Consider the following 17,482-nt stretch of genomic DNA (forward strand, 5'->3'; position numbering starts at 1 on the left):
GCTTCGCACAGTATAAAAAATGTACACGAAATAATATTTACTTTAGACTCGAATTATGTGATAATAATACCTTGTTGTGATAAAATTTAGTTAATGTGTAATAAATAACATAGAGTGAGCGGAGGGTTCGAAATGAAGATGGGATTTGATCCAAAGAAATATCTCGAAGAGCAGTCCAAATACATTTTGGAAAGAGTGCATAACTATGACAAGCTGTATCTCGAATTTGGAGGAAAGCTCTTGTTTGACCTTCATGCAAAGAGAGTTCTGCCTGGGTTCGACGAAAATGCAAAAATCAAACTTCTTCACAAGCTTAAGGAGAAGGTTGAGATAATAATATGCGTTTATGCCGGAGACATCGAAAGAAACAAGATCAGAGGCGACTTTGGGATTACATATGACATGGATGTATTAAGGCTCATAGACGATCTTGCCGCATACGAGCTTGACGTAAACAGTGTGGTAATCACAAGATACGAGGGACAGCCGGCCACTACCGTGTTCATGAACAAGCTTGAGCGCAGGGGAATAAAGGTGTACACACACAAGGCCACAAAGGGGTATCCGACTGACGTTGACACGATAGTGAGCGACGAAGGCTATGGACAGAATCCGTTCATCGAGACTACAAAGCCTATAGTTGTTGTGACAGCTCCAGGGCCTGGAAGTGGAAAGCTTGCAACTTGCCTAAGCCAGCTCTACCATGAATATAGACGCGGCAAGGTTGCGGGATATTCCAAGTTTGAGACATTCCCGGTTTGGAACGTACCGCTTAAGCATCCGCTTAACATAGCATATGAGGCTGCGACTGTGGACCTCAAGGACGTAAACATGATAGACTCTTTCCACTTTGACGCCTACAATGAAATAACTGTAAACTACAACCGCGACATAGAGATGTTCCCTGTGCTAAAGAGGATAATTGAGAAGATAACAGGCCAGGAGTCTGTATACAAATCTCCTACTGACATGGGCGTAAACCGGGTAGGGTTTGGAATAATAGACGACGAGGTTGTAAAAGATGCCTCAAGACAGGAGATAATAAGAAGATATTTCAAGACTGCCTGCGAATACAAGAAAGGCTACATTGACTATGAGACATCCCAGAGGATGAAACTTATAATGGAGGAGCTCAACCTCAAGGAGCAGGACAGGAAAGTGGTTATGCCTGCAAGAGAGTATTCGGCAAGGCTAAAGCAAAAGTCAGCTAAGAATGATGCGTGTCCGGCGATGGCAATCGAGCTTGAAGACGGAACCATTATAACTGGAAGGACGTCAGATGTAATGAATGCCACGGCGGCAGTGCTGCTTAATGCAGTAAAGCATATGGCCAACATGGCTGACGAGATACACCTTATTTCGCCTGTGATACTCGAACCGATAATAGACCTCAAGGCCAATAAGCTTGGCAATAGAAGCTCGGTTCTAGATTGCGAGGAGATACTGATAGCGCTGAGCATATGCGCGGCTACGAATCCTATGGCGAAGGCTGCTATAGAAAAGTTGCCTATGCTGAAGGGATGCAGAGCCCATTCGACTACTATACTCAGCCTGAGCGATGAGCAGATATACAGGAAGCTTGACATCGACGTCACATCAGATGCAGAGTATCCTTCGGAGAACCTGTACTACAATTTATAGCAGGCCATACTGTTGAATTTAAGCGCCGCATTTGTCTTACGACAAGTGCGGCGCTTTTGTTGTGCGCCCGGCATGGGCGATAACTTGGTGGTGAAAGTCCACTACGCGCTCGGTAGCAGGAAGCGTTAGTCAAAGGCAAGGGTGTCCATCGCGAGGTGGAATCTGAAGGAAGCCGGAGGCAAAGTCCCGAACCGACGAACAGAAACCGCATATTGAGGCCGAAATAGGGCGGACGAGTTTGCAACTCAAAACGAAGTCCAATGCTACCCGAACCCTACACGGTAAATGCGGCGGTTACATGGGATGAAGGTTATCGTTCTTACCCGGGGAGGTCTCACGGACGTTGAGTAAGATAAATCTGAAATACGGAGTAAAGCTTGCCGTGAGAAGTCAGCAGAGGCCATAGTACCGATTTTTTTTTTCGGAAAGGGCTGAACAATCGTAAGTCTTGAGTAAGAGCCGGAAGGAGGCTGGTGCGTTGAAAGCAGAATACCGAGAGGGCTGCCTGCAAAGGGATAGCGTGGAACGTGAAGAGTATGCAGGAGCGCAGAGCGCCAGCACTCGGGAGAGCAAAGAAAGAGATGGTGCAATCGACCTGCTCGAGAGGATACTGGAACGGGATAACCTCAACAGAGCCTACAAGCAGGTCAAGCGTAACCACGGAGCGCCAGGAATCGATGGAATGACTGTCGAGGATGCGTTTTTGTGGATAAGGGAAAATAGGGATGAACTTCTGCAAAGCATCAGGGATGGAAGCTACAAGCCGAGTCCAGTGCGACGCAAGGAAATTCCCAAATCCGATGGTGGGGTGCGAAAACTGGGGATTCCCACGGTAATAGACCGAGTCATCCAGCAGGCCATAGCGCAGAAGTTACAAGCCATCTTTGAACCAATATTTTCAGAAGGAAGCTATGGCTACCGTCCGAAAAGAAGCGCACATCAAGCAATTCTAAAAGTGAAAAATTATGCAGATCAGGGATACGGATACGCAGTAGAAATAGACCTGTCCAAGTACTTCGACACCCTGAATCACGAATTGCTTCTTAACCTTCTGCGAAAGAAATTCCAAGACAACCGCGTGATAGAACTCATCAAGAAATATCTAAAGAGTGGAGTCATGGAAAACGGAGTATTCTGCAGAACTGAGGAAGGCTCGCCGCAAGGCGGGCCGCTTTCGCCTCTACTGGCCAACATCTACCTGAATGAATTCGACAAGGAGATGGAAGGCCGAGGGGTAAAGATAGTCAGGTACGCGGATGACATTGTGGTGCTTGCGAAAAGCAAAAGAGCCGCAGTACGTCTAATGAAAACCTGTAGCAGATATCTTGAGGACAGACTCAAACTCAGAGTGAACGTCCAAAAGAGCAAGGTGGTAAGCGTGCTGGCTAGAAAGCACTTCAAATTCCTTGGATTTTGCCTCGGGAAGAATGGAAAGGGAATATACATACGAGCCCACCGGGAATCCCTTGCAAAGGCGAAACGAAAGTTGAAGGAACTGACCCGCAGGAATCAGGGAAGGAATGTGCGCATGGTCATGGAGAACGTCAAAAGATACATCCGTGGATGGCTTGGATACTATAATGTGGCTGACATCAAACGAACTCTGCTCAAATGGAACGAATGGATGCGCCGAAGGATTCGCATGTATATCTGGAAGCAATGGAAGAAACCAAGAACGAGGGTGAAGAACCTGACGAAACTGGGCATTCCAGAGTGGCAGGCATACCAATGGGGCAACACGCGGCTGGGATACTGGCGTATAGCAGGTAGCGCGGTTTTATCCCGCTCCATCACAAATGAAAAGCTCGTACAGGCCGGATACTATGACTTTCCGGCGCAGTACGAGCAATTACGCAAAATGCACTTAAGCGGTTGAACCGCCGTATACTGAACGGTACGTACGGTGGTGGTGTGCCATGAAAGGCATACGGATGATGAAGGTAGGTCCTTCGACAGGGATTGAACAGGCAAACCTGTCAAACAACCTTAATGCTGCTGTGATTAAGAGTCGTGGTAGTGAGCGATTAAGGAAAAGGCTGCACAAGCAGTCATGTGAGATATGTGAAGATGAACGAAAGTGAACCGCTGATGAAGTATCGATAGCGTAAAGTTCCTGCAAAACTCAACTCTTCACCACTGATTGAGGAAAAGGATAGAAGATACCTGTAAGGCTGACTATCTGTGGGACGGTATTAAGGCGGCATGAGCATATATCAGGCATCTGTATGAAACATGGGAACCTGCGGAATGATGGTAATCGAAAAAGTCTAAGCCACAGAAAGGCAAAGCTGAAAGTAGAGATGCATTTCGCAGGGGCGGAGATGTTCGTAGTAGTGATGAAACTGCTGTAATGGCAGTGGAGCGAAGGGGCATCATCATTCAGCTCAGAAGCAGAAAACAACTATATCAAATAGGAGGATTTGATGCGGATGAGCAAACCGTACAAAATACCGAAGAAAGTAGTACTTGAGGCATATAAAAGAGTGAAGGCAAACAAGGGAAGTGCCGGGATAGATGGCATAACCTTTGAGGTCTTTGATGAAAATCTCGAAAAGAACTTATACAAGATATGGAATAGGATGAGCTCAGGAAGCTACATTCCCGCCCCGGTTTTGGCAGTTGAAATACCTAAAAAGACCGGAGGGACAAGGCGACTGGGCATACCTACCATCACCGACCGAATAGCGCAAATGGTAGCAAGAATGATTGTCGAGCCTAAGGTTGAACCCATTTTTCACGAGGACTCATACGGATACAGGCCAAACAAATCTGCATTAGAAGCAGTGGGAAGAGCCCGTGAGCGAAGCTGGAAGTACGACTACGTGATAGAACTGGATGTGAAGGGTCTGTTCGATAATATCGACCATGAACTTCTCATGCGCGTGGTAGAAAAGCACGTGGATGAAAAGTGGGCCAAGCTCTATATAAAGAGATGGCTCGAAGCCCCTTTCACAACTAAAGAAGGACAACACATAGCTCGGAAAGCCGGAACCCCTCAAGGTGGCGTTATCAGCCCTGTGTTGGCGAACATGTTCCTACACTATGCGTTTGACCGTTGGATGGAAAGGAATTATCCGAAATGTCCTTTTGAGAGATACGCCGATGATGCCGTTATTCATTGTCAAACGCCTACACAAGCCAAACAGCTGAAGCAAGCGCTGACGGAAAGAATGTTGGAATGTCGATTGGAACTTCATCCCGAAAAGACTCGGATTGCTTACTGTCACGATAAAGACAGGAAGGAAAACTATCCAGTCAGAAGCTTTGATTTTCTCGGATACACATTTAAAGCGATGAATATCAAGTGCAGGGACGGAATTCTAAGGTATAACTTCATCGCATCCGTAAGCAAAACGTCTTGTAAGAGCTTTAGAGATAAAATCAAGGCCTTGGAAATTCACAAAAGAACTGGGAGTTCCATAAACATCATAGCTGAAATCATAAACCCGATAGTGAGGGGATGGATGAACTATTTCAGCAAGTACAATCCGTCAGCCATGAAATACTCCCTGGACTGCGTAGATAGAAGACTCGTAAAGTGGGCGATGTGTAAGTTCAAACACTTTAGGGGACATAGAAGACGGGCAGAAAAATGGCTCTCTGAGGTTAAAAGCAGAGAGCCGGGACTATTCGCACATTGGAAACTTCGGTATATCAGTTAATGCGGTTATGAATGATAAGAGCCGTATGAAGGGAGACTTTCACGTACGGTTCTGTGAGAAGCTCGGGGTGAAACTCCCCTTGCTTACTCGACTGAGAGGTCGGCTGATGAACTAATCGTCAGCCTCCTACTCGATTTTCAATACGGCACCTCACCTCAAAGTGTCAGCAGAGGGAGGTATGGGTATAGTAACAATAGAAAATCATTCGAAATGAGAGAGCAATGTTGGATGAAAAAGTCGGTCATAGAAAGAGGAGGCAAGCGATATGCAAAACTTCAATATTTTAATCGGAGGCTCTGCCGGGCAAGGAATAGACACACTTTCCAGCAGCATAGAAAAAACACTACACAAAATGGGTTATTATATATTTTCCAACAAGGATTATGAATCACGAGTCAGAGGGGGACACAATTTCACACAGGTTAGGTTCGGGAATCTGCCGGTGTACTCGCATTCTGAAAGTCTTGACATGATAATTGCTTTGAACGAGGAAGCGATAGAAGTCCACAAGGATAAACTGTCTGAAGGCGGAATTATTCTTTGTGATGAAAGCATTACTTCTGCAGGGGATAAGTTCGTGCCCCGGCCTCTTAACCGCACTGCAAAGCAAATAGGCAATGCAATGGTGGCAAATACAGTTGCTTTTGGAGCAGTGTGTAAACTAATAGGGCTCGACATTGAAATTGCAAAAGACATGATAAATGCCAGTTTCGGCGAGGAATATGCAGGGGGCAATCTAATGGCATTTGATGAAGGCTATGGTATGCTTCAGAGAAGGTTTAACCTCGAAGAGCCGTCTGCAAAGAATCAGATGCTTATAAACTCAAACCAGGCCATTGCGCTTGGAGCTCTTGCGGGAGGAGTCATGTTTTATGCGGCCTATCCCATGACTCCATCGACTGGCATACTCACATACCTTGCGGCAAAGACGATGGAAACAGATCTTATAGTAGAGCAGGCAGAGGATGAGATTGCAGCCATCCAAATGGCGCTTGGAGCTTCGTATGCAGGAGTCAGAGCGATGACTGGCACGTCGGGCGGAGGATTTGCGTTGATGGTGGAGGCTCTAAGCCTTGCCGGAATGATAGAGACTCCTATTGTCATTGTGGATTCTCAGCGTCCCGGGCCGGCTACCGGATTTCCAACCAGGACGGAGCAGGGCGACCTTTCATTCGTTTTGAATGCAGGCCACGGAGAGTTCTCAAGGATGGTAATAGCGGTGAGAAGTCCGGAGGATGCCTTTTATCAGACTGTGCGTGCGCTGAATCTTGCGGATGAGTTTCAAATACCTGTAATAATTTTAACTGACCAGCATCTTGCCGATTCAAATCAGACAGCAGACAAATTCGATATGTCCCGAGTAAAAATAGAACGTCACATTTCAGATTTTACAGTTCTGGCTGAGTATGGCGACTATGGAAGATACAGGCTAACGGAGACTGGCTTATCACCAAGAATTATTCCTGGCAAAAACGAAAATCAGACTGTGTTGGTCGACAGCGACGAGCATGATGAACTGGGCCACATAGTGGAAGATGCCAATACCAGGATTAAAATGGTCAACAAAAGACTCGGGAAAATGGAGCTTCTGAAGCAAAAGGTCAAGGAGCCTGATTATTACGGCACAGATTCTCCAGAGGTCCTTCTGATTGGCTGGGGTTCCACGGAGGGAGCCCTGCGAGAGGCAGTCGAAATTTTGAACGGACGGGGAGAACGCTTTGGCACACTGGTGTTTGGCGACATATGGCCGCTTCCGATCCAGATGCTTGAAAAATATTCTGAAAATGCAAAGATAGTTGTGAATGTTGAGCAGAATGCCACAGGACAGCTCGGAAGGCTTATACGGCAGGAGACGGGGATTTTGATAGAACGCAGCATTTTAAAATATGACGGCAGACAGATAAATGCAGAAGAAATAGTCAGAAGGTTTAATGAGGAGAATGCAATAGTTCGATGATATATAGACAAATATAGACTAAAGTGTTGGTGTATACTTATGAGGTGATGGGTATATGAGTAAACACTATAAACCAAGTGAATTTGCAGAATTAATAAATGTCTCGTTTAAGACACTGCAAAGTTGGGACAACGAAGGTGTACTAAAAGCATACAGGACACCTTCGTACAGAAGATATTATACCTATGAGCAATATCTTCTGTACGAAGGGTTAAAGGCGACAGATGTGGAAAGGAAAACTGTTCTGTATGCCCGAGTTTCAACATCCAATCAAAAAGACGATTTGAAAAATCAAGTACAATTTCTTAGGGACTATGCAAATGCAAGCGGCATTATTTTAGATGAAGTTATCGAGGACTACGGGAGTGGGCTGAATTAAAATCGCAAAAAATGAAATAAACTAATTGATGAATGTATGACAAACGAAATAGATTCCATTATCATAACCCATAAAGTCAGGTTTGTAAGATTTGGATACGATTGGTTTGAAAGGTTTTTAAGCAAATTTGATGTCAAGCTAATCGTCGTCAATAATGAAAGTCTGTCCCCGCAAGAAGAGCTAGTCCAAGATATAATTTCGATATCGCATGTATTTAGTTGTAGAATATATGGTCTGAGAAAGTACAAGAAAAAAATCTGAGAGGATGAAGAAATTGAAAAGAGCCTACAAGATAGAAATTAAGCCAACTGCAGAGCAGAAGGTTAAAATCCATCAAACCATTGGCGTGTGTCGGTTCATCTACAATTTTTACATCGCACACAACAAGGAAGTTTACGAATTAGAAAAACGATTCGTCTCGGGCATGGACTTTTCAAAATGGATCAACAACGAGTTTATTCCGAGCAATCCAGACCATGCGTGGATTAAGGATGTGTCGTCAAAGGCCGTAAAGCAAGCCATTATGAACGGCGATAAGGCTTTCACAAAGTTCTTCAAAGGGGAGGCGGGCTTTCCGAAGTTCAAGAAAAAGAATAAGCAGCTTGTGAAGGCCTATTTTCCCAAAAACAACAAGACCGACTGGACTCTTGAAAGGCACAGGGTCAAGATTCCTACGCTGGGCTGGATGAGACTCAAGGAGTTTGGCTACATCCCGGCAGACTCAATAGTCACAAGTGGCACAGTGTCCCAAAAGGCTGACAGATACTATGTGTCGATACTTGTGGAGGAAGATACACCCATTAATTGTTCAAAACCACATACCGAAGGAATAGGCGTTGATTTGGGGCTGAAGGATTTTGCGGTCTACTCAAATGGGGTCGTGAAGAAAAACATCAACAAGACCGCAAGGGTCAAAAAGCTTGAAAAAAAGCTAAGGCGTGAGCAACGCAGGCTTTCGAGGAAATACGAAAGTCTGAAAAAACTAAAAAAATCTGAAAAAGGAGATGCTACTAGGCGAAATATCCAAAAACAGATAACCAAGGTGCAAAAGCTTCATCAAAGACTAGGTAGCATAAGAACCGATTACATAAACAAGACGGTCTATGAGATTGTAAAGCAAAAACCAAGCTTTATAACAATCGAAGACCTTAATGTAAGCGGCATGATGAAGAACAGGCATTTAGCCAAAGCTGTGCAAAAGCAGAAGTTCTATGAGTTCAAGATGAAGCTGGTCTCCAAGGCGAGCATCTACGGCATAGAAGCCAGAGTCGTGGACAGGTGGTATCCATCGTCAAAGACTTGCAGTGCATGCGGAGCACACAAGAAGGACTTGAAGCTTTCCGAGCGGACATACAAGTGTGCCTGTGGGCTTGTCATTGACAGAGACTTGAACGCTTCAATTAATTTGGCTAATGCGAAAGAATATAAGATAGCCTAACTAAAACAGGCACTTATATATGTACCGAGGGCTATCTCGGGAATTTACGACTGTGGAGAGCTATACCAAACTGTAGTAGACAGATTGCGTGGCAATCGTCAAGGCAGGGTTCGTTGAAGCAGTAAAAATCTCGATATGGGTATATTTGTCCATATTTTGAGTAGCAGGTGCTGTAATGAATGAAAACAAAGTTGTAGATGCCAAAATATTCGATTCGGTGGAAACTGCATGGTGTCCCGGCTGCGGAAACTTTGCAATCCAAGCCGCCCTCAAGCAGGCACTTGCCGAGTTGGAGCTTTTGCCTCATGAAGTGGTTATCACGTCAGGCATAGGGCAGGCGGCTAAGATGCCGCATTATGTACGAACTAACGGTTTTAACGGTTTGCACGGAAGGGCACTGCCACCGGCCTTTGGCATTCATGTTGCAAACAAGAATCTAAAGGTGATAGTCAGCACCGGTGATGGGGACACATTTGGAGAAGGTGGAAACCATGTGATACACAATATGAGGCGAAACATCGACATTGCACATTTTGTGCATGACAACCAGATATACGGCCTTACAAAGGGTCAGGCATCGCCCACAACCGCGACAGGTCACAAAACTAGCGTTCAGGTCGATGGCGTAATAAACAAGCCGCTCAATCCCGGTGTTTGTCAATTAAGTTGTCATAAATTATCGAAATATGTATTTGCTAAGAAAGCTTTTCTTCTTCCTCGCTTTTAGGGGAAATTCGTTCGGGATTCAGCCAAACGCGTTCATCAAGCTCCCATTTGCGTGTACTGCCCGACCAGCGTTCAGGATGAGCTTTTTTAGCAGCTTCGTATACTTCTTTACGCTTTGAAAATACTGATTCTGACTGTCCATCATGTCTTTGTTTTGGGGTCAGGAAATTAAGCCCACTGTGTCTGTGTTCTTGATTGTACCATGTTACAAAATCCAATACCCATTCACGGGCAGCTATTATACTTGCAAAACCTTTGGTTGGAAATCCGGGCCTGTATTTGCAGGTTTTAAATACGGATTCAGCATAGGCGTTGTCATTGCTAACACGAGCTCTGCTTCTAGATGGAATTATTCCTAGCTGATACAGTGTTTCAAGCAGAGAAGCTCCCTTCATTGGGCTGCCATTATCAGAGTGCAAAACTAGCGGCACACCTGAGCGTGTTCGTCGTTCAGCCATAATGGCCCTGCGGACAAGAATACTGGCATTTTCAGCGCTTTCAACAGGCCATACTTCCCATCCAACAATTTTCCGGCTGAAGAGATCTAGTATCATGTACAGGTAGTAATAGAACCCTTTAACATCAGCTGGAAGGTATGTTATGTCCCACATCCATACCTGGTTGGGCCCATCAGCGCTATGTGTTGAAATAGATCGGCTTGATGGTTTTTTAGCCTTGCCTCTGTGGTGTTGCATGTTGTGTTGTTTTAGTACGCGATACATGGTTGATTCTGATGCGATGTATAGGCCTTTGTCAGCAAGCCTTGGAACTATCTGGCTTGGCGGCAGGCTTTTGAATTCTGGCTGATTTACTGTTTCTATGACCTTTGCTTGCTCATCTTCAGTAAGCTTGTTATGGGGCGTGGGACGCTTTGCATGAGGTCTTTGATCTTCATTTGGGGTTGTGTCGCTTCTCCATCTAAATAAAGTTCTGTGGCTAATCCCAATAACCTCACAGGCCTTGTGTTCTCTTGCTCCATTAGCTGTTGCTTCTTCAATCAGCTTTATTGCTATAGCGCGATCTTGGGCACTGATCATTCGTCCTCGTTTTCCCCCCAGATCGCTCGGGCCTTTTTTCTAAGAACTATAAGCGCAGCAGTTTCAGCAAGGGCGGCTTCTTTTCTTTTGAGCTCTGATGTAAGCTTTTTAATTTCTTTATCTTTTTCCTTGTTGGAACGCTGCAGCTTTGCGGCTTCCTGCGCAACGCCTCCGTTAGCCTGCATACACGCATCACGCCAAGCTTGCACTTGTTCGACGAAAAGCCCTTTGCTTCGGCAATACTCTGCAAGCTCAATTTCGCTCAAGGCTGCGGTTTCAATAACCATGAGGAATTTGTCCTGAGTTGTCCATTTTTCGGATTCTTCTTCGCCGGCTGTAACTGCAAATCCGTTGGCACGAGCTTTACGCTTCCACATATGCAGTGTATTTTCCGATAAGCCAGTTTCTCTGGCAATCGAAGCTATTGATTCGCTGTTTGGGGGCATCATTCTTTTTATAATAGATTCTTTAAATTCTTTACTATAGTGAGCCATAATCATCCTCCGTAAATTTAGTTATAATACTACTTTACATTTAAAAGATGTTTATGACAACTATGCTAACACATAGGGATCCCATAGCGCTTTCGATAGTATCCGGAGCCACTTTTGTCGCAAGGGCCTATGCGGGAAACAGAAAGCACCTTGTTTCTATAATGAAGGAAGCCATACAGCATAAAGGTTATGCAATAGTGGACATCATGCAGCCCTGCGTGACATTCAACAAGATCAACACATACGAATGGTTCAATAATAGAGTTTACATGATCCCTGAAGATCATGACAGGACAAACAGGCTTGTAGCGCTCGAGAGGGCTTTTGAATGGGAGGCCGCCGAAAAGGTCGCGCTCGGAATATTCTATCAGGTCGAGGAACCGACTTACATTGATAAGCTTCCTAAGCTAAGAGACGGCGAGGCGCTGGTCGATAGAAAGCCTGACATGGGAAAAGTGGAAAAGTTTATAGAAGAATTCATATAGCGGGTATGGAATGCAAGAGTAAAACAACAAAATATGCTGGTTGGGCAGGAGTCCAACCAGCATGCACAACTATTCTCTAAATGTCGATTTAAGGAATAGTTCCGGCGGAATATTTAAGAGGCCCTTTTACAAGGCCTCTTATTTCAATGCACAGTATGTATTTATGGCTGATTATTTGCTATTTCCATTTTCTTTTTAACGAAAAGGCCTCCTGGAAATATCCCCACACAGACACGGGCGACATTATAATTTGGTACATCAATACGAATAATATGAATCCGGCCGCATTTTTTCTCACTTTGAGATTCAGGTTTTTGAAGATGTTCTTTTGATATATGTAAAGTATGCAGTAGCTTATGAATGTCAGAGGCAAGACAAATAATGTCATCGGCCCAACTATGTAGAAATGTCCAAATAGGCATAGAATCAGTCCAGGTATCCAACAGAATGTGTAGACAAAATCCAGATAAGGCATTACCAGATTGACTCCTGTAAGATACTTTGTGTATGCTTGCGGTTGCTGCCATGGCTTGACTATTTTTAGCGCTTCTATCATTCCCCTGGCCCACCGAGAGCGCTGCCTCGCAAAATGCTTGAGTTTTGAAGGAACCTCAGTGAAGGCTACAGCCAAGGGCTCAAAATAAACTTTTTTGTTGTTTTTAAGGAAGTTCCATGTAAGTACTATGTCCTCCCCTATTGCATCAGGCCATCCACCTACAAGCTTTAATGCATCAGTTTTATACAGGCTGAAGGCACCCTGTGCAACCAAAGTTCCCTGGTAGAGGCCCTGATATCTTTTTATCGAGGCAATCCCCAGGAAATAATCCCACTCCTGTATACGTGACAGGAGATTCTCTCTGCTGTTTTTGACAAGCACTGAGCCAGCCACAGCACATACATCGGATGGCGTGCTTTCAATGCGTGCCACAATGTGTCTCAGTGCTGATTTATGAAGCAGAGTATCTGCATCAATCGTCAGGACAAGATCTGTTGTGACTTGCCTAAGTCCTGCGTTTAGCGCGTTGAATTTTCCGGGATTGCTTTCTTTGATTACCGACAAATCCAGGTCAAGTTCTTTGCCGGTTTCAAAGGCTTTTTCAAAGGTATTGTCTGTCGAGTTGTTGTCTATCACAATAATCTTTATGTTTCCCTCGTAATCCTGATTTTTTATGTAAGTTAAAGTGCTTTCAATGACGGCTTCCTCATTCCATGCGGCAATTAGCACTGTGACTTCGTTTCCAGGGGAATCGACCTTGAATTTGGGCTGTCTGTCCATTAGCAGACTTGTTACGAGCATGGCATTCAAATATCCAGGAACATAAGCTATGCCGGATATAATCAGCAATGCTGCAGGGAGTGTTACATGCTGTGAAAGGTCTGTGAGCCAAGGCAATGAAATTAACACGGATAAAACGACCCATAAAGACGCCACGCCATGCCCTATGAAGAACTTGATTCTGACAGGAATATAAAGCCCTCTTATTGAGTCGATACTGCCGGATATAGTTTTAATAATGGATTCCAAAGCAACTGCACCTCCTACTAATTTCATCTGGAAACTATAAGCAGCTTTTAATAGCATCCAAATGGAGTATCAATTTCACTGACTATAGACATTAAGACTCATTATGTATTATCTCATATAAAAAAGCGAACTTTCAACATATATTTCGAACATTTGGATAAATTCGAAATATTAACGTACGTTGAAAGTCCGCCGGGCGGGATTAAGTTATAAGTCGTTCATATTAATTTGACTCTTTACTTGCTTTGACGCCATGCTCGCCAAACACAGTCTTAAGTGCGTCAGCTTTTTCCTTAGTCAGCATTCCGTCTTCAACCAGCTGTTCAAGCATTCCAGCCGGCTTTTTGCTGCTGCTCCTTTTCTCTCCGAAATACGCCTTTCTCTCGTCGTCAGTCATGTCCTTGACCTTTTCCATCTCAGCTTGCCTTTCGGATTTTTCGGCTTCAATCAAGGCGATTATCTTGTCTGCTGTTGTCTGGCTTATAATATCCTCTGAAACAAGTGCAACCAGTGAGGATTCGGCGTCTGGACCAAACAGACCTCTGTCTCTTCCATGTCCTCCTGGCCCATGTCCCATTCCGGGCATACCGTCAGGCTTTTGCATTGCAGCAGCTGCTGCTGAAAAAGCCTTGGAGCCTTCCGTTGCAGAAGTGTCGCTTGCAGCAAACGCCATGGCTCCTGATGAGAGCATGAGGCCTGCGAGTACAGTTCCCAATACTGCCTTTGTCTTAAAGTCGATAGTCTTGAATTTCATAGTCATCTCTCCCTTTTTAATACTTGTTTCGGTGACTATTTCCACCGTCAATATAATCATACCGCCAGGATGTGATAGAATTGTTATGGCGTTGTCTAAAAATGGTGAGGAGAATGTGTGTCGGCAATCTCGCCGTCGCGAATCACGACTATTCTGTCGGCCTCCCTCGCCACCTCCTCTGAGTGGGTTATAAGTATGATGGTGATTCCTTTTGAGTTGAGCTCCTTGAAAAGCTTCATTACATCGGCCTCCGATTTCGAATCGAGATTGCCTGTCGGTTCGTCAGCAAGCAGTATGGCAGGACTTCCAACGAGCGCCCTTGCTATGGAAACTCTTTGCTGCTGTCCGCCTGAAAGCTCCGTGGGCTTGTGCGTCATCCTGTCGGCAAGCCCTACTGCCTCAAGGCGCTCTGTTGCAATTGGCCTTGCTTCCTTTCTGGTAAAGCCTCGTATCAGAAGCGGCATCTCAACGTTTTCTAGGGCGTTGAACTTGGGCAGCAGGTTGAATTTTTGGAATATGAAGCCAATACTTTTGTTTCTCAACCCGGCCAGTTTGAAGTCGTCCTCGAAGCTTATCCCGTTTCCGCTGAAGGTGTACGTTCCTGAGGTGGGCCTGTCAATCATCCCGAGTATGTTCATGAGCGTGGACTTGCCGCTTCCTGAAGGTCCCAGTATGGCCAGAAACTCACCCTCGTGTATGTCCAGGCTTATGCCCTTTAATATTTCAAGCTCATGCCTGCCTACAAAGTAGCTCTTTCGTATGTTTTCAAGCCTAATTATAACTTTAGTGTTCATTGCAGCCTCCTATTCGTATCTGAGCGCATCTATTGTGTCAAGCTGCGCTGCCTGAAGAGCAGGATAATAACCAAACAGTGTGCCTGTTATCAATGAGAATGCCATGGCCCTTATATAAGCGCTGGCGTCAAGCAGCAGCTCCATTTCAAATACCTTGAGAACGGGTGCAATCAAGAGAGTTGCGAGAGATCCTATCACTCCCCCTATGAAGCTTATGATAAGAGACTCAAATAGGAACTGAAGCAGTATGTCTCGCTTTGTAGCCCCAAGTGCCTTGAGCGTGCCTATCTCCTTAGTCCTCTCCCTCACAGATACGAACAGTACGTTCATTATCCCGATGCCCCCAACAACAAGTACTATGGCGCCTATGGAAGCAAGCAGCAGGGCTATTGTATTGGCTGAATCCTGAGCGGCCTCGAGTATTGTGCCAACATCCCTTATCTGGAATGAGTCTGAATCGTATTTCATTGAAAGAAGGCCCTTCATTTCCGTTTGCAATTCGCTGACTTCATCGGTAGATATAGCTAGCGCCGTTATCTGATTTGAAGCGCTTGAGCCGCCCAGATAGAATTTCACAACGTCATATGGAATGTAAAGGCCAAGGTCAACGTTGTCGCTTCCGTTGCGCTCGAGTATTCCCACAATTGTAAATTTGGTGCCGTTTATCAGGATATCGCTCCCAAGAGCGCTCTCTGTTGTAAACAGTTCTGTGGCTACATCATTTCCGATTACAACATTCTTTTCCTTATCATTTATGTCCAGGCTTGAAAGCAGACGGCCCGACTCTATCGTCAGGTTGTTTATCGAAAAGTAATCATCGTATACTCCCCTTACCATGGCTGTTGTGGACTCGCTCTTGTAGGCTGCAGTTCCGCTCGATGAGTTGCTGAGAGTTATGCCTAGGGACTCTTCTGAATATTTCTTCAGGAACTCTACGTCATCAAGAGTCAGACTCGTCGTTGAATTCCGGCTGCTGCTGATGGTTACGCACTGGGCATTGAGCTCCTTGAACCTGTCCGCAACATCCTGCTTTGACTGGTTGCCTATGCCTATAACAAGTATTATAGTGGCACAGCCGACTATTATTCCAAGTGTAGTCAAGATGACTCTCGTCTTGTTTTGAAAGATGTTGATGAGCACGCTTCTTAGTATTTCACTTATTCTCATATTGTGCGCCCCTTCCTTTGTTATTGCGGCGGGCCTCCCGCTCCTGCAGGCGGTGTTCCTCCGCCCATGCCCGGCCCCATCATCATTTTATCCTGAGTTGAGTCTTCAAGTGTGATTTCCACCTTCACTTTGTCACCCAGCTTCAGGCCGCTTATTATTTCGGCATTAAGGCTGTCCATGAGGCCGACATCGACCTGCTGATCCTTCTCGCCGCTGTCGCTGACGAGTTTTACCGAGTAGGAGCCGCTGTACTTGGATTTGGCAAGCGCCTTTTTGGGGACTACAAGCACGTTCTCCTTCTGGCTGCTCACGAACTCGACAGTGCAACTCATGCTGTCTTTTATCATCGAATCGTCCGTGTCGAGCGAGATGGTAACAGGATATGTCACGGAACCGCTGTTTGTGGTCGTTGCAATTGCATCAATATATTCAACGGTGCCCTCATATGTCTTGCCGTCTATGGAGCTGAATGTTATTTGGGCGCTCATGCCTGCCTTGACCTTTGTGACGTCAAGCTCTGAAACGTCAGTTGTGACCTTGAGCCCTTTTTCGCTTGCTATTCTGATGAAGGTTGTCTCCTCCGAGACCCTTTCCCCTTCCTTGAAGGCTATCTCGACTATTGTTCCGGATACAGGCGAATACATTGTCGATTTTTTCAGGTCGTCCTGGGCCTGTTTGAGGCTCTCCCGGGCTTTTTCGACCGATAGTGAATCTAACTGGCTGTCAATAGAGCTGCTGTTTTGGCTGTAGCTGCTTAAGGCCAGATTGTAGTCCGATTGAGTTTTTTCGAGCGCCTGCCGCTTCTGCTCAATTTCATTTTGAGAATATGTATCTGGCAGAGATGAAACAAGCTCGTATTCAGACTTCGCGTTAGATAAGGTGTTTTTAGCCGATTGCAGCTGACTTTCGAGGCTTTCTATATTTTGAGATCTTGTTTGCGAGTTTTTAGAGGCGCTCAGCCTGGCCTGCTTGAGATTGTTTTCCTGATTAATGACCGCGCTTTCATATTCGTCGTCCTTTAGTGAGGCTATTAGAGTTCCAGCTTCAATGTAGTCTCCTTCCTTTACGTTAAGCTTTTTAACTACCCCCGCCCTTTCAAAGGATATGTCGTAGGTCGAGAGCTCGACGTAGCCGTCAGAAGTGAATGAATCCTTTATGCTTCCGGTTTCGACAGCAAAAGCCCTGGTGAATGTTTCTGCTCCAGTATTGATTTTGTCCCCTCCGCCAAACTTAATTAAAGCAACGACTGATGCCACAGCCATCACTGCCAGCAAAGCAACTACGCTCTTCCTGCCCGGCTTTATCCTTTTCTTAAGTTTATCCAATTGCTCGTTCATGGCATTTCTCCCTCCCGCGACTATATATCATAATGATGCTCATGGTTCAATTTTAAGGAGCAAATGTGATGGAACTGTGATAGAAA

Annotated in this window: 13 protein-coding genes and 3 pseudogenes; 10 read left to right on the forward strand and 6 right to left on the reverse strand. The window is 45.3% G+C overall.

Annotated features, from left to right (window positions below; genetic code table 11):
• Positions 1-132: 132 nt before the first annotated feature.
• From EAL2_RS13070 to EAL2_RS13100, 9 genes and pseudogenes are all read left to right on the forward strand, one after another.
• A complete protein-coding gene (locus EAL2_RS13070) occupies positions 133-1,641 on the forward strand; it encodes a DUF1846 domain-containing protein (protein WP_025436802.1) in 1,509 nt (502 codons plus the stop codon).
• Between the two features lie 478 nt (positions 1,642-2,119).
• Positions 2,120-3,517 carry a group II intron reverse transcriptase/maturase gene (gene ltrA, locus EAL2_RS13075; RefSeq protein WP_025436803.1) on the forward strand — a complete coding sequence of 466 codons (1,398 nt, stop codon included), beginning with the start codon at positions 2,120-2,122 and terminating at the stop codon, positions 3,515-3,517.
• Positions 3,518-3,557: 40 nt separating this feature from the next.
• Positions 3,558-3,722, forward strand: a complete 165-nt coding sequence (locus tag EAL2_RS15580) for a hypothetical protein (RefSeq protein ID WP_158408885.1) — start codon at positions 3,558-3,560, stop codon at positions 3,720-3,722.
• Between the two features lie 144 nt (positions 3,723-3,866).
• Positions 3,867-3,992 (forward strand): hypothetical protein, encoded by a 126-nt coding sequence (locus EAL2_RS15880; protein ID WP_278246852.1) that lies wholly within the window; start codon positions 3,867-3,869, stop codon positions 3,990-3,992.
• 78 nt (positions 3,993-4,070) lie between these two features.
• Positions 4,071-5,303 (forward strand): group II intron reverse transcriptase/maturase, encoded by a 1,233-nt coding sequence (gene ltrA, locus EAL2_RS13080; protein ID WP_242842517.1) that lies wholly within the window; start codon positions 4,071-4,073, stop codon positions 5,301-5,303.
• 265 nt (positions 5,304-5,568) lie between these two features.
• Positions 5,569-7,260: a 2-oxoacid:acceptor oxidoreductase subunit alpha gene (locus tag EAL2_RS13085; RefSeq protein ID WP_025436804.1), complete on the forward strand. Its 1,692-nt coding sequence runs from the start codon at positions 5,569-5,571 to the stop codon at positions 7,258-7,260.
• A 55-nt stretch (positions 7,261-7,315) separates the two neighbouring features.
• A pseudogene (locus tag EAL2_RS13090) lies at positions 7,316-7,900 on the forward strand (IS607 family transposase).
• A gap of 4 nt (positions 7,901-7,904) precedes the next feature.
• Positions 7,905-9,077 (forward strand): RNA-guided endonuclease InsQ/TnpB family protein, encoded by a 1,173-nt coding sequence (locus tag EAL2_RS13095; RefSeq protein ID WP_201770191.1) that lies wholly within the window; start codon positions 7,905-7,907, stop codon positions 9,075-9,077.
• A 175-nt stretch (positions 9,078-9,252) separates the two neighbouring features.
• Positions 9,253-9,726, forward strand: a pseudogene (locus EAL2_RS13100) (thiamine pyrophosphate-dependent enzyme); the annotation flags it as partial.
• Between the two features lie 46 nt (positions 9,727-9,772).
• On the opposite strand, the pseudogene EAL2_RS13105 reads toward EAL2_RS13100, so the two are convergent.
• Positions 9,773-11,334 (reverse strand): annotated as a pseudogene (locus EAL2_RS13105) (IS3 family transposase).
• Between the two features lie 62 nt (positions 11,335-11,396).
• On the opposite strand from EAL2_RS13105, the gene EAL2_RS13115 reads away from it, so the two are divergent.
• Positions 11,397-11,819 (forward strand): hypothetical protein, encoded by a 423-nt coding sequence (locus tag EAL2_RS13115; RefSeq protein ID WP_025436810.1) that lies wholly within the window; start codon positions 11,397-11,399, stop codon positions 11,817-11,819.
• Positions 11,820-11,997: 178 nt separating this feature from the next.
• Here the strand turns inward: EAL2_RS13115 and EAL2_RS13120 are convergent, their stop codons facing one another.
• From EAL2_RS13120 to EAL2_RS13145, 5 genes are all read right to left on the reverse strand, one after another.
• A complete protein-coding gene (locus EAL2_RS13120) occupies positions 11,998-13,371 on the reverse strand; it encodes a glycosyltransferase family 2 protein (RefSeq protein WP_084481312.1) in 1,374 nt (457 codons plus the stop codon).
• A gap of 196 nt (positions 13,372-13,567) precedes the next feature.
• Positions 13,568-14,098: a hypothetical protein gene (locus EAL2_RS14955; RefSeq protein ID WP_051489271.1), complete on the reverse strand. Its 531-nt coding sequence runs from the start codon at positions 14,096-14,098 to the stop codon at positions 13,568-13,570.
• 95 nt (positions 14,099-14,193) lie between these two features.
• Entirely contained in the window at positions 14,194-14,877 is a 684-nt protein-coding gene (locus EAL2_RS13135; RefSeq protein ID WP_025436814.1) for an ABC transporter ATP-binding protein, read from the reverse strand.
• A 24-nt stretch (positions 14,878-14,901) separates the two neighbouring features.
• Positions 14,902-16,059 (reverse strand): ABC transporter permease, encoded by a 1,158-nt coding sequence (locus EAL2_RS13140; RefSeq protein ID WP_025436815.1) that lies wholly within the window; start codon positions 16,057-16,059, stop codon positions 14,902-14,904.
• 20 nt (positions 16,060-16,079) lie between these two features.
• A complete protein-coding gene (locus tag EAL2_RS13145) occupies positions 16,080-17,396 on the reverse strand; it encodes an efflux RND transporter periplasmic adaptor subunit (protein WP_025436816.1) in 1,317 nt (438 codons plus the stop codon).
• Positions 17,397-17,482 lie beyond the last annotated feature (86 nt).

The sequence above is a fragment of the Peptoclostridium acidaminophilum DSM 3953 genome (assembly GCF_000597865.1).
GTDB classification, from domain to species: Bacteria; Bacillota; Clostridia; order Peptostreptococcales; family Peptostreptococcaceae; genus Peptoclostridium_A; species Peptoclostridium_A acidaminophilum.

Excerpts from the sequence above, each read along its gene's own strand:
- EAL2_RS13070 (WP_025436802.1), top strand. The coding sequence starts at position 133 with ATGAAGATGGGATTTGATCCAAAGAAATATCTCGAAGAGCAGTCCAAA.
- EAL2_RS15580 (WP_158408885.1), top strand. The coding sequence starts at position 3,558 with ATGAAAGGCATACGGATGATGAAGGTAGGTCCTTCGACAGGGATTGAA.
- EAL2_RS15880 (WP_278246852.1), top strand. The coding sequence starts at position 3,867 with ATGAAACATGGGAACCTGCGGAATGATGGTAATCGAAAAAGTCTAAGC.
- ltrA (WP_242842517.1), top strand. The coding sequence starts at position 4,071 with ATGAGCAAACCGTACAAAATACCGAAGAAAGTAGTACTTGAGGCATAT.
- EAL2_RS13085 (WP_025436804.1), top strand. The coding sequence starts at position 5,569 with ATGCAAAACTTCAATATTTTAATCGGAGGCTCTGCCGGGCAAGGAATA.
- EAL2_RS13095 (WP_201770191.1), top strand. The coding sequence starts at position 7,905 with ATGAAGAAATTGAAAAGAGCCTACAAGATAGAAATTAAGCCAACTGCA.
- EAL2_RS13115 (WP_025436810.1), top strand. The coding sequence starts at position 11,397 with ATGCTAACACATAGGGATCCCATAGCGCTTTCGATAGTATCCGGAGCC.
- EAL2_RS13120 (WP_084481312.1), bottom strand. The coding sequence starts at position 13,371 with ATGAAATTAGTAGGAGGTGCAGTTGCTTTGGAATCCATTATTAAAACT.
- EAL2_RS14955 (WP_051489271.1), bottom strand. The coding sequence starts at position 14,098 with ATGAAATTCAAGACTATCGACTTTAAGACAAAGGCAGTATTGGGAACT.
- EAL2_RS13140 (WP_025436815.1), bottom strand. The coding sequence starts at position 16,059 with ATGAGAATAAGTGAAATACTAAGAAGCGTGCTCATCAACATCTTTCAA.
- EAL2_RS13145 (WP_025436816.1), bottom strand. The coding sequence starts at position 17,396 with ATGAACGAGCAATTGGATAAACTTAAGAAAAGGATAAAGCCGGGCAGG.